At 61.9% G+C, this 11,368-nt stretch carries 8 protein-coding genes, 1 tRNA gene, 2 rRNA genes and 1 riboswitch (1 of these 12 running past the window's edge); of the genes, 2 read left to right on the forward strand and 9 right to left on the reverse strand.

Annotated features, from left to right (window positions below):
• Nucleotides 1-172: 172 nt before the first annotated feature.
• Nucleotides 173-258: riboswitch (cyclic di-GMP riboswitch) on the forward strand.
• Between the two features lie 66 nt (nt 259-324).
• Together gbpA and R2B70_RS16680 are read left to right on the forward strand one after the other, a co-directional pair.
• Complete coding sequence (gene gbpA / locus R2B70_RS16675; protein ID WP_318162030.1) at nt 325-1,749, forward strand: N-acetylglucosamine-binding protein GbpA; 1,425 nt, start codon at nt 325-327, stop codon at nt 1,747-1,749.
• A 98-nt stretch (nt 1,750-1,847) separates the two neighbouring features.
• Nucleotides 1,848-2,375: a cytochrome b gene (locus R2B70_RS16680; RefSeq protein WP_318162031.1), complete on the forward strand. Its 528-nt coding sequence runs from the start codon at nt 1,848-1,850 to the stop codon at nt 2,373-2,375.
• Nucleotides 2,376-2,455: 80 nt separating this feature from the next.
• Here R2B70_RS16680 and cbl read toward each other — a convergent pair whose 3' ends face one another.
• The 9 genes from cbl to R2B70_RS16725 all read right to left on the reverse strand — a co-directional run.
• Nucleotides 2,456-3,403 carry an HTH-type transcriptional regulator Cbl gene (gene cbl / locus R2B70_RS16685; RefSeq protein WP_209794757.1) on the reverse strand — a complete coding sequence of 316 codons (948 nt, stop codon included), beginning with the start codon at nt 3,401-3,403 and terminating at the stop codon, nt 2,456-2,458.
• 117 nt (nt 3,404-3,520) lie between these two features.
• Nucleotides 3,521-4,588, reverse strand: a complete 1,068-nt coding sequence (locus R2B70_RS16690; protein ID WP_042078608.1) for a sulfate/molybdate ABC transporter ATP-binding protein — start codon at nt 4,586-4,588, stop codon at nt 3,521-3,523.
• Between the two features lie 32 nt (nt 4,589-4,620).
• Nucleotides 4,621-5,514 (reverse strand): sulfate ABC transporter permease subunit CysW, encoded by an 894-nt coding sequence (gene cysW / locus R2B70_RS16695; RefSeq protein WP_219142833.1) that lies wholly within the window; start codon nt 5,512-5,514, stop codon nt 4,621-4,623.
• The gene (gene cysT / locus R2B70_RS16700) at nt 5,511-6,350 is read right to left on the reverse strand and encodes a sulfate ABC transporter permease subunit CysT (protein ID WP_216991654.1); all 840 of its coding nucleotides are present in this window, start codon (nt 6,348-6,350) and stop codon (nt 5,511-5,513) included. The genes cysW and cysT overlap by 4 nt, the downstream gene beginning before the upstream one ends.
• A gap of 282 nt (nt 6,351-6,632) precedes the next feature.
• Complete coding sequence (locus R2B70_RS16705; RefSeq protein WP_209794759.1) at nt 6,633-7,208, reverse strand: RBBP9/YdeN family alpha/beta hydrolase; 576 nt, start codon at nt 7,206-7,208, stop codon at nt 6,633-6,635.
• A 39-nt stretch (nt 7,209-7,247) separates the two neighbouring features.
• Nucleotides 7,248-8,249, reverse strand: a complete 1,002-nt coding sequence (locus R2B70_RS16710) for a sulfate ABC transporter substrate-binding protein (protein ID WP_209794760.1) — start codon at nt 8,247-8,249, stop codon at nt 7,248-7,250.
• 435 nt (nt 8,250-8,684) lie between these two features.
• Nucleotides 8,685-8,761 (reverse strand) — tRNA-Asp (locus tag R2B70_RS16715).
• A 96-nt stretch (nt 8,762-8,857) separates the two neighbouring features.
• A 5S ribosomal RNA gene (gene rrf / locus R2B70_RS16720) occupies nt 8,858-8,972 on the reverse strand.
• 78 nt (nt 8,973-9,050) lie between these two features.
• Nucleotides 9,051-11,368, reverse strand: a 23S ribosomal RNA gene (locus tag R2B70_RS16725); it runs 571 nt beyond the window's last position.

Consider the following 11,368-nt stretch of genomic DNA (forward strand, 5'->3'; position numbering starts at 1 on the left):
CCTGAGAGCCCGCTACGGGCTGTCTCCCCCAAGCCCCGAAGAACAGCCCCCAAAAGACGGCATCCCGGATTGCGCTGCTCCGATGAGACAGACCTGTCAATTTTTACACTTAATTTTTTAACAAAATATAGTCATGATGAGGGGTCGCCATTGGCGGCACATGACCCTTTTTGTAGTCATTTGGCAAACTGGTTGAAAGGCCAGGACGCAAAGCCTCCGGTCTAAAGACATGACGTCCAGGATAGCGGGGTTGCCACACTCAGGTGTGTCACGGGGTATTCCCCCTGCCAACTTGACTGCCCACATCACCGAACAGAGGAATGTATGGCAGCAACTATCAAACTCAATCACCTCGCGGCGGCGCTGGCGCTGCTGGCCAGTGGCGGCGTGCTCGCCCACGGCTACATCAGCCAGCCGGAGTCGCGCAACTATCTGTGCAAGACGGGTGGCAACAGCCAGTGCGGCGCCATCCAGTGGGAGCCACAGAGCCTGGAGGCGCCGTCCGGCTTCCCCAATGGCGGCCCCGCCGACGGCCAGATCGCCTCGGCCGGCCACCCGCAATTTGGTGAGCTCAACGCCCAGACCAGCGACCGCTGGACCAAGCGCCAGGTGCAGGCCGGTCCCTTCGCCATCGGCTGGACCTTCACCGCCAACCACGTCACCCGCAACTGGCGCTACTACCTCACCAAGCAGGAGTGGAACCCGAATCAGCCGCTGACCCGGGACTCCTTCGATCTCAATCCGTTCTGCGTCATCGACGGGGGCATGGTGCAGCCGCCCAAGCAGGTCACCCATCAATGCACCCTGCCGGCGCGCACCGGCTACCAGGTCATCCTCGGTGTCTGGGAGGTGGGCGATACCGCCAACAGCTTCTACAACCTCATCGACGCCCAGTTCGATGGCGGTACCCAGCCGCCGCTGACCTGGAGCCAGGGCGGGACCATCTACCCCTCCACCGATCTGGCGGTCGGCGACAAGGCCAGGACCCGGGTATTCGACGCCAACGGCGAGCGCACCGATCTGCAGACAGTGCTGACCATAGGCTCCGCCGAGCAGGGCCAGAAGAACAACTGGGCCCATGATCTGGCCGCCAGGATCAACGCCGAGCAGAGCCAGATCCGCGCTGGCCAGCAGGGCAGCGATGGCCAGTTCAACCCGGTCTACGGCCAGAACCCCGTCTATCTGAAGGCGGGCAGCAACCTGCAGCGGGTCGAGGTCCAGCTCGAGCAGCAGCAACCCCCGGTGAGCGACAGCATCAGCGTGAGCGGCCTGGAGAGCGAATACCTGCTCGACAACGGCAAGGTCACCCTGAATTTCACCGTCACGGCCGAGGGGGATCTCGCGGTCACCAACACCCTGTATGACCACGGCGGCGCCGCCAAGGGCCAGACCAGCGCCAACATCAAGGACAGCAGCCAGAGCTTCACCATGGAGGTCGGCGGCCTGAGCGCGGGTCATCACCAGCTGGTGATAGAGGGCAAGCCCAAGGCGGGCGGCGCCCCCCTGCAGCAGACCCTGGATCTGATGTTCAAGGATCCGGCCAGCGGTGGCGACTACCAGTACCGCTTCCCGGAAGGCTTGTCCTCCTATCAGGCCGGCACCAAGGTGCTGCAGCCCAAGGACGGCAGGATCTATCAGTGCAAGCCCTACCCCTACAGCGGCTGGTGCACCATCTGGACCAGTACCGCGACCCAGTATGAGCCCGGCGTGGGCACCAACTGGCAGGATGCCTGGACCCTGGTGAACTGATCCCCCGCAAGCAGAAGAGGCCCGAGCGGCCTCTTTTTTGTGCCTGTCATCCTGGCTGCCGCGGCCTCGTGCCGCCGTGGCCCTCTCGGAAACATCCCATGACGAAAGACTACTATGACCCCCTGAGCCGCCTGCTGCACTGGCTGATGGCCGCCGTCATCCTCTACGCCACCCTGGCGGGCTACCTGATGCACCTGGTGATCGACAGCCACCCAAGGCTGTTTCAATTTCTGTCTGAGCTGAACATGTCGATGGCGACCCTGATCACCCCGCTCTTCCTGCTGCGCTGGGGCTGGCGGCACTGGCGGCCCCCCCTGCCCGAGGAGCGGACCCGGTACCACCCCGCCGCCCGGCTGGCTCACGCCCTACTCTACAGCCTGATGTGTGTGGTGCTGCTGAGTGGCTTCCTGATGCTGGAGCAGGGCTACTCCCTGTTCTGGCTCTACCCGGTCGCCAACCCCATCGATGACCCCGACGTCAACGCCTTCTTCTTCGGCGTCCATCGCGTCGGCTGCCTGGCGCTGGCGGCGCTGGTCCTGCTGCACGTGGCGGCCGCCCTCTACCACCACAGGATCAAGGGGGATCGCACCCTGTATCGCATGCTGGGCCCCCAGAGCGGCCGCTAGCCTGTCTCTGGAACCGGGAAGAGGCGGACAAGCAAACAGGGAGCCAATGGCTCCCTGTTTTTTCGGACGCGGCAAAGCGCTCAGATCTGGTAGTCGACCAGCGGCTCGTTGCTCATGGCCCTGGCCTGGATCTCCGCCAGCGCCAGCTCGGGGTTGCAGAGCTGGATGAACTGCCAGGTGAAGTTGTGCTGGAACTGCCCCTGCTTGAGGCCGATCCAGGCGGTGTGCGGCGCGAACAGCCGGCTGCCGTCCAGCTGCACCAACCCCTTGTCCCGCTGGGGGTCGAACGCCATGTCCGCCAGTATGCCCACCCCCATCTCCAGCTCGACATAGGTCTTGATGACGTCGGAGTCCTGGGCGGTCAGCAGGATCTGCGGCACTATGCCCGCCTCGGCAAAGGCCTCGTCCACCCGTGCCCGACCGGTGAGGCCGGCCTGGTAGGTGACGATGGGCCAGTGGGCCAGGGCCGCCAGGGTCAGATCCCGCTCGGCGGTGAGGGGATGCTGCTCCGGCACCACTATGTTGTGGTGCCAGCGGTAGTAAGGGAAGGCCACCACCCCTTCGCTCTTGTCGAGCTGCTCGCTGCTGATGCCGATGTCCACCTCGCCGGTCTGCACCAGCCGCACTATCTCCTCCGGGCTGCCCTGGCGCAGCTCCAGCTGCACCAGGGGGAACTGCTCGCGAAACGCCTTCACCACCCGGGGCAGGGCGTAACGCGCCTGGGTGTGGGTGGTCGCCACCAGCAGCCGGCCCGAGTCGCGGTTGGCGAAGGTGCTGGCCAGCTTGCGGATGTTGTCGGCGTCCCCCAGGATGCGCTCGGCGATCACCAGCAGCTCCTTGCCCGGCTCCGTCATGCCGAGCAGCCGCTTGCCGTAGCGGATGAAGAGCGCCAGCCCCAGCTCCTCCTCCAGCTCGCGGATATGGCGGCTGACCCCGGACTGGGAGGTAAACAGGGCATTGGCCACCTCGGTCAGGTTGTAATCCCGCCGGGCCGCCTCCCGAATGATACGCAACTGCTGAAAGTTCACCTCATCGCCTCCTGCGCTGAGTGGCGGTGGCTCGGGCCACCGTCCTCTTGTTATGGATTGCCGGGATCATTGCCCGGTTGCAAGCCTGAAAGGGGGGCCGCGCCGGGCGGCGCGCCCTCAAATCTGGTAGTCGGGGTAGAGCTGTGCCTGCCTGGCCACCAGACGTACCCCCTGGCCGGGGGCGAAGGCCCGGGCGGCCTCCTTGCTCAGCTCGGCCTCGTAGTGGGCGCCTCCCGTCTCCCCGTCACCACGCAGCTCCACCCGGATGCGCGGCCCCATGGGCAGCAGCCGGGTGATGGTGGCGCGAATGCCCCCCGGGGCGTCCGCCGGCAGTATCTCCAGCTCGTGGGGGCGCACATAGGCGATGGCCGCGCTCCCCTCCGCCAGGTGGGAGGGGATAGGGCCCCCCAGCTGCTGCTCGCCGATGCCGAGCCCCTGCCCGGCCACCCGGCCGCGGAACAGGTTCACGCTGCCGAGGAAGCTGTGCACGAAGGCGCTGGCGGGCTGGTCATAGACCTCGGCCGGGGTGCCTATCTGCTCCACCTTGCCGGCGTTCATCAGCACCACCCGATCCGCCACCTCCAGCGCCTCCTCCTGATCGTGGGTCACGAACAGGCTGGTGACGTGCAGCTCGTCATGCAGTTCGCGCAGCCAACGGCGCAGCTCCTTGCGCACCTGGGCGTCGAGGGCGCCGAAGGGCTCGTCCAGCAGCAGCACCTTGGGCTGCACCGCCAGGGCGCGGGCCAGGGCGACCCGCTGACGCTGGCCGCCGGAGAGCTGGGTAGGATAGCGTCCGGCCACGTGGCTGAGCTGCACCAGATCCAGCAGCTCCTTGACCCGTGCGCGGATGGCCTCCTCGTTCGGTCGGTCGGCGCGCGGCTTGACCCTCAGGCCGAACGCCACGTTCTCGAACACCGTCATGTGGCGGAACAGGGCGTAGTGCTGGAACACGAAGCCGACGTTGCGATCGCGCACGTGGAGATCCGATGCATCCTCTCCGCGGATGATGACGCTGCCGCTGTCGGCCTGCTCCAGCCCGGCGATGATCCGCAGCAAGGTGGTCTTGCCGCAGCCGGAGGGGCCCAGCAGGGCCACCAGTTCACCGTCGTGAAAGTCGAGGTTGATATCGGCCAGGGCCGCGTACTGATTGAAATGCTTGTTGAGTCCTTGCACCTGAATGCTCATGGATGCCTCTCTTGATAACCGTTAATTCGAGATCAATGGGACTGGGTCGGCTGACTGCGCAGCCTGGCCAGCAGGGTTTCACCCAGCAGGGTGAAGATCCCGAACAGCGCCAGCAGGCTGGCCACCGCGAAGGCGGCACCGGTCTGGTACTCGTTGTAGAGGATCTCGATGTGCAGTGGCAGCGTGTTGGTCTGGCCGCGAATATGGCCGGAGACCACGGAGACGGCGCCGAACTCCCCCACCGCCCGGGCGGTACAGAGCAGCAGGCCATACATCAGGCTCCAGCGGATGCCGGGCAGGGTGACGCGCCAGAACATCTGCAACCCGCTCGCCCCCAGCATGATGGCGGCCTCCTCTTCCTCCGGGCCGCGCGCTTCCATCTGGGGCAGCAGCTCGCGCACCACGAAGGGCACGGTGATGAAGGTGGTCGCGAGGATGATCCCCGGGGTGGCGAAGATGATCTTGATGTCGTGCTCGCCGAGCCACTCGCCGAACCAGCCGCGGCTGCCGAACATCAGCACGAACATCAGGCCGGCGATGACGGGGGACACCGAGAACGGCAGATCGATGATGGTGATGAGCAGTTGCCGCCCCGGGAAGCGGAAGCGGGCGATGGCCCAGGCCGCCGCCACACCGAACAGCAGGTTCAGGGGCACGGCGCAGAGCGTCACCAGGGCCGTCAGCCCGAGGGCGCTCAGGGCATCCGGCTCGCTGATGGCGTGCCAGAAGAAGGCCAGCCCAGGTCGCAGGGCCTGGATGAAGACGGTGGCCAGCGGCAGCAACAGCAGGGCGGCAAACCAGCCCAGACCTATGGTGATCAGCAGCCATTTGACCCAGGCCGGCTCACGGATGACCGGGGGCTGGCGCACCTGGGTCACAGTGACGGCACCCGGGGCCAGATCGAGACTTGCACTGGATGCGCTCATATACGGCTCCCTCCGATGCGGGCCCAGCTCCAGGCCTGCAACTTGTTGATGATCAACAGCAAGACAAACGAGATCAGCAGCATGACGGAGGCGATGGCGGAAGCCCCCGCGTAGTCATACTCCTCCAGGTGGCTCATGATCATCAGCGGCGCTATCTCGGAGACCATGGGCAAATTGCCAGCGATAAAGATGACGGAGCCGTACTCCCCCACCGCCCGGGCGAAGGCCAGGGCGAAACCGGTCAGCAATGCCGGCACCAGGGTCGGCCACAGCACCCGGGCGAAGGTCTGCCAGCGATTGGCTCCCAGGCTGGCGGCCGCCTCCTCCTGCTCGGTTTCCGCCTCCCGCAGCACGGGCTGCAGGGTGCGCACCACGAAGGGCAGCCCGATAAAGGTCAGGGCTATCACCACTCCGATGGGGTTGTAGGCCAGCTCGATGCCGAGCGGGGCGACCCACTGGCCGATCCAGCCGTTGGGGGCGAAGATGGCGCACAGGGCGATGCCGGAGACGGCGGTGGGCATGGCGAAGGGCAGGTCGATCAGCGCATCCACCAGTCTGCGGCCGGGGAAGGTGTAGCGCACCAGCACCCAGGCCAGGATCAGGCCGAACAGGCTGTTGAGCAGCGCCGCGATGAAGGCCGCACCGAAGCTGAGCCGGAAGGAGGCCAGCACCCGGGGGGAGCCGATCACCTGCCAGAACTCGGCGGCGGTCAGGTGGTTCACGGTGAACAGCACCAGCGCCGAGAGCGGCAGCAGCACCAGTATGCCCAGATAGAGCAGACTGAAGCCCAGCGTGGGCCCCAGACCCGGCAGGACGGAATAAGAACTTAATCGCATAACACATCCATTTGTTATAAATAACTTTAGATATGGCGATTTTGCTCACTGGGGCCAGGGACAACAAACATCAATAACGCCTTTGCTAAGCACTTTTTTATCTAACCACGGTGGAACAAGGCTTTTAGAGCGATAAATATAAAAAAAGGTCTTTTATATAAATAAAAGACCTAAAAAAACGGAGCGGTGAAACCGGAAGACCGTGGAGACAGTCACTATGGGTCAGGTTGGCCAGCCTGTCTGGCGTCGTGCCGACACTCTCCTTGTGATGATGACAAACCGTCAGCGAAAACTGAGTGCAGCCCGCTTGCCCCACTCTGCGGGGGCGGGCTCCACCACCATCTCGGCCCGGCGGTAGAGAGTGCCGAGCAGGTTGAGCCCCTGACTCCACTCCCCATGACCGGACTGGGCATTGATATGACCGACATCGCCGGCGTCGAACAGCGGCACCTGCCACTGCCGGCTCCAGAATTCGGCCCGCTCGAAGCTCATCCAGGGGTCGTTGCGGCTGGCGATCAGCTGGGCAGACACCTTGATGGATCCCGCCAGCGCCTCATCCGGAATGCCGAAGCGGGCCGGGTCCGCTGGTGCCACTATGAGGATGGAGGAGACCTTGTCCGGTTGCAGCCTGGCGGCGGCGATGGCCGTCAGGGCGCCGAAGGAGTGGGCCACCAGGTGGACCCGGCTGCGCCGGCTCCTGAGCTTGCTGGCCAGCTTGGCGCTCCAGACCGTGAGGTCCGGCTTGTCCCAGGGCAGACCCACCATCCGCTGCCACTGGGGAAACTGCTGGTGCCAGCGGCTCTGCCAGTGATCCGGCCCACTGTTGTGCAGACCGGGAACCAGAAGGATCTTGTTCATCTTGGTGCTCCTATCTGTTGCCACAGGGGCCGGCCTGTCTTAGCCGCCCGGCTGGTAAATCTGGTCGAAGAGACCGCCCTGGGCGAAGTGCTTCTTCTGCGCCTTGCTCCAGTCACCTTCCAGATCCTTGACGGTGAACAGGTTCAGGGTGGGGAACTGGGCAGACGTCTCCTTCAGGATCGCCGGGTTGCTCGGGCGATAGTGATACTTGGCGATGATCCGCTGCCCCTCGTCGGAGTAGAGGTAGTCGAGGTAAGCCTTGGCGACGGCTTCGGTGCCGTGCTTCTTGGCCACCTTGTCCACCACCGCGACCGGCGGCTCCGCCAGGATGGAGACAGACGGCACTACCAGTTCGAATTTGTCGCTGGTCCCCGGCTGATTGAGTACCAGCAAGGCTTCGTTTTCCCAGGCCAGCAGCACGTCCCCGAGCCCGCGCTCGATGAAGCTGGTGGTGGCGCCACGGGCACCGGAATCCAGCACCTTCACGTTCTTGTAGAGATCGCCGACGAACTGCCTGGCCCCCTCTTCACTGCCGCTCTTCTTCAGGGCATAGCCCCAGGCCGCCAGATAGTTCCAGCGCGCGCCACCGGAGGTCTTGGGGTTCGGGGTGATGATGGCGACATCCTTGCGTACCAGGTCGTCCCAATCCTTGATCTGCTTGGGGTTGCCCTTGCGCACCAGGAAGACGATGGTGGAGGTATAGGGAGAGGCATTGTTGGCAAGCCGTCCTTCCCAGTCGCTGGCAGTGAGACCCGCCTTGGCCACGGCATCGACGTCATAGGCCAGCGCCAGGGAGACTACGTCCGCCTCCAGCCCGTCCACCACGGCACGTGCCTGCTTGCCTGAACCACCGTGAGACTGGCTCACCACCACATCATCGCCGGTCTTGGCCTTCCACTCCTTGGCGAAGGCGCCGTTGTACTCCTGGAACAGCTCGCGAGTCGGGTCATAGGAGACGTTCAGCAGGCGCACTTCGGCAGCATTGGCCTGGCCAAGCGCCAGCAGGGAAAGAAGGGTCAAAGCGGTCATTCGCAGTTTCATGGTGATACTCCATATCGTTGGGTTGAGTACAGCATGCCCGCTTATTCATATTCCATGAAGAAAGAAAAAACGCTTTGCTTATCTCTTTACTGCATATCAGGCCTCTTCCGAGTGCGGACGCCGGTTCCCGGCCTCTTTCCACCACCGAGATAGTCCACAGATACCGCCACACCGGGCATGAAAAAGCCCGGTCGAGAGACCGGGCCAGTGAACACTGTGCGCCAAAGGGGCATCCAAGCACCGCCCGTTCTGGCGGTTTGTCAGTGGAGGTGAGCGAGAGGCAGGGCACGAGGCTCAGGAGGTTGTGGGCAGAGACGGGCCTGGCAAGGAGTGGGCGAGGCGAAGCCCTGTCTGCAGTCCCTTGATTCCCGATTCCCATGCACAAATGCCGGATAGCAAAAAGGCCTTCCCGTCAGGGAAGGCCTTTCAATTTAGTGGCGGAGCGGACGGGACTCGAACCCGCGACCCCCGGCGTGACAGGCCGGTATTCTAACCGACTGAACTACCGCTCCGCATTCGGTTAGCTTGCGCTAAATCATTTGCCGCGTCTATGAGGTGTCATCCTCGCAGCCAGTGATGTGATTTTGCACACCGCTGTTTAATTGGGTGCCTGGCAGTGTCCTACTCTCGCATGGCGAATGCCACACTACCATCGGCGCTACAGCGTTTCACTTCTGAGTTCGGCATGGGGTCAGGTGGTTCCACTGCGCTATTGCCGCCAGGCAAATTCTTCAATCTAAGAAAGCTGATGTAAGTAGTTTCGTATTTGTCACAAGGCCAGAAACACTTCTTGGGTGTTGTATGGTTAAGCCTCACGGGTAATTAGTATGGGTTAGCTCAACACGTCGCCGCGCTTACACACCCCACCTATCAACGTTGTGGTCTCCAACGGCCCTTTAGGACCCTCAAGGGGTCAGGGATGACTCATCTCAGGGCTCGCTTCCCGCTTAGATGCTTTCAGCGGTTATCGATTCCGAACTTAGCTACCGGGCAGTGCCACTGGCGTGACAACCCGAACACCAGAGGTTCGTTCACTCCGGTCCTCTCGTACTAGGAGCAACTCCCTTCAATCATCCAACGCCCACGGCAGATAGGGACCGAACTGTCTCACGACGTTCTGAACCCAGCTCGCGTACCACTTTAAATGGCGAACAGCCATACCCTTGGGACCGACTTCAGCCCCAGGATGTGATGAGCCGACATCGAGGTGCCAAACACCGCCGTCGATATGAACTCTTGGGCGGTATCAGCCTGTTATCCCCGGAGTACCTTTTATCCGTTGAGCGATGGCCCTTCCATTCAGAACCACCGGATCACTATGACCTACTTTCGTACCTGCTCGACCTGTCCGTCTCGCAGTTAAGCTGGCTTATGCCATTGCACTAACCTCCTGATGTCCGACCAGGATTAGCCAACCTTCGTGCTCCTCCGTTACTCTTTGGGAGGAGACCGCCCCAGTCAAACTACCCACCAGGCACTGTCCGCGAGCCCGATTCAGGGCCCTGCGTTAGAACATCAAACATACAAGGGTGGTATTTCAAGGACGGCTCCAGCGCAACTGGCGTCACGCCTTCAAAGCCTCCCACCTATCCTACACATGTAGGTTCAATGTTCAGTGCCAAGCTGTAGTAAAGGTTCACGGGGTCTTTCCGTCTAGCCGCGGGTACACCGCATCTTCACGGCGAATTCGATTTCACTGAGTCTCGGGTGGAGACAGCATGGCCATGGTTACACCATTCGTGCAGGTCGGAACTTACCCGACAAGGAATTTCGCTACCTTAGGACCGTTATAGTTACGGCCGCCGTTTACCGGGGCTTCGATCAAGAGCTTCGCTTGCGCTAACCCCATCAATTAACCTTCCGGCACCGGGCAGGTGTCACACCCTATACGTCCACTTTCGTGTTTGCAGAGTGCTGTGTTTTTGATAAACAGTCCCAGCCATCTGGTCACTGCGACTCCCGTCAGCTCCATCCGCAAGGGACTTCACCAACAAGAGCGAACCTTCTCCCGAAGTTACGGTTCTATTTTGCCTAGTTCCTTCACCCGAGTTCTCTCAAGCGCCTTGGTATTCTCTACCCGACCACCTGTGTCGGTTTGGGGTACGATGACTTGTAATCTGAAGCTTAGAGGCTTTTCCTGGAAGCAGGGCATCAATGGCTTCCGCACCGTGGTGCGTTCGTCTCGTGTCTCAGTGTTGTGTCTCCGGATTTGCCTAGAAACACCACCTACGCACTTTCACCAGGACAACCGTCGCCTGGCCCACCTAGCCTTCTCCGTCCCCCCATCGCAATTACAAGTCGTGCAGGAATATTAACCTGCTTCCCATCGACTACGCCTTTCGGCCTCGCCTTAGGGGTCGACTCACCCTGCCCCGATTAACGTTGGACAGGAACCCTTGGTCTTCCGGCGAGGAGGCTTTTCACCCCCTTTATCGTTACTTACGTCAGCATTCGCACTTCTGATATCTCCAGCATGCCTCTCGACACACCTTCGCAGACTTACAGAACGCTCCCCTACCACTCACACTTAGTGTGAATCCGCGGCTTCGGTGCCTGGTTTGAGCCCCGTTACATCTTCCGCGCAGGCCGACTCGACTAGTGAGCTATTACGCTTTCTTTAAATGATGGCTGCTTCTAAGCCAACATCCTAGCTGTCTGAGCCTTCCCACATCGTTTCCCACTTAACCAGAACTTTGGGACCTTAGCCGGCGGTCTGGGTTGTTTCCCTCTTCACGACGGACGTTAGCACCCGCCGTGTGTCTCCCGGATAGTACTTACTGGTATTCGGAGTTTGCATGGGGTTGGTAAGTCGGGATGACCCCCTAGCCCAAACAGTGCTCTACCCCCAGTAGTATTCGTCCGAGGCGCTACCTAAATAGCTTTCGGGGAGAACCAGCTATCTCCGAGTTTGATTGGCCTTTCACCCCCAGCCACAGGTCATCCCCTAACTTTGCAACGTTAGTGGGTTCGGTCCTCCAGTTGATGTTACTCAACCTTCAACCTGCCCATGGCTAGATCACCCGGTTTCGGGTCTACACCTTGCAACTAGACGCCCAGTTAAGACTCGGTTTCCCTACGGCTCCCCTATACGGTTAACCTCGCTACAAAATGTAAGTCGC

This window comes from Aeromonas sp. XH, from assembly GCF_033348475.1.
GTDB lineage: Bacteria > Pseudomonadota > Gammaproteobacteria > Enterobacterales > Aeromonadaceae > Aeromonas > Aeromonas sanarellii.

Bases quoted from the DNA above. Each gene is read 5' to 3' on its own strand.
- gbpA (WP_318162030.1), top strand. From the start codon at position 325: ATGGCAGCAACTATCAAACTCAATCACCTCGCGGCGGCGCTGGCGCTG.
- R2B70_RS16680 (WP_318162031.1), top strand. From the start codon at position 1,848: ATGACGAAAGACTACTATGACCCCCTGAGCCGCCTGCTGCACTGGCTG.
- R2B70_RS16690 (WP_042078608.1), bottom strand. From the start codon at position 4,588: ATGAGCATTCAGGTGCAAGGACTCAACAAGCATTTCAATCAGTACGCG.
- cysW (WP_219142833.1), bottom strand. From the start codon at position 5,514: ATGAGCGCATCCAGTGCAAGTCTCGATCTGGCCCCGGGTGCCGTCACT.
- cysT (WP_216991654.1), bottom strand. From the start codon at position 6,350: ATGCGATTAAGTTCTTATTCCGTCCTGCCGGGTCTGGGGCCCACGCTG.
- R2B70_RS16705 (WP_209794759.1), bottom strand. From the start codon at position 7,208: ATGAACAAGATCCTTCTGGTTCCCGGTCTGCACAACAGTGGGCCGGAT.
- R2B70_RS16710 (WP_209794760.1), bottom strand. From the start codon at position 8,249: ATGAAACTGCGAATGACCGCTTTGACCCTTCTTTCCCTGCTGGCGCTT.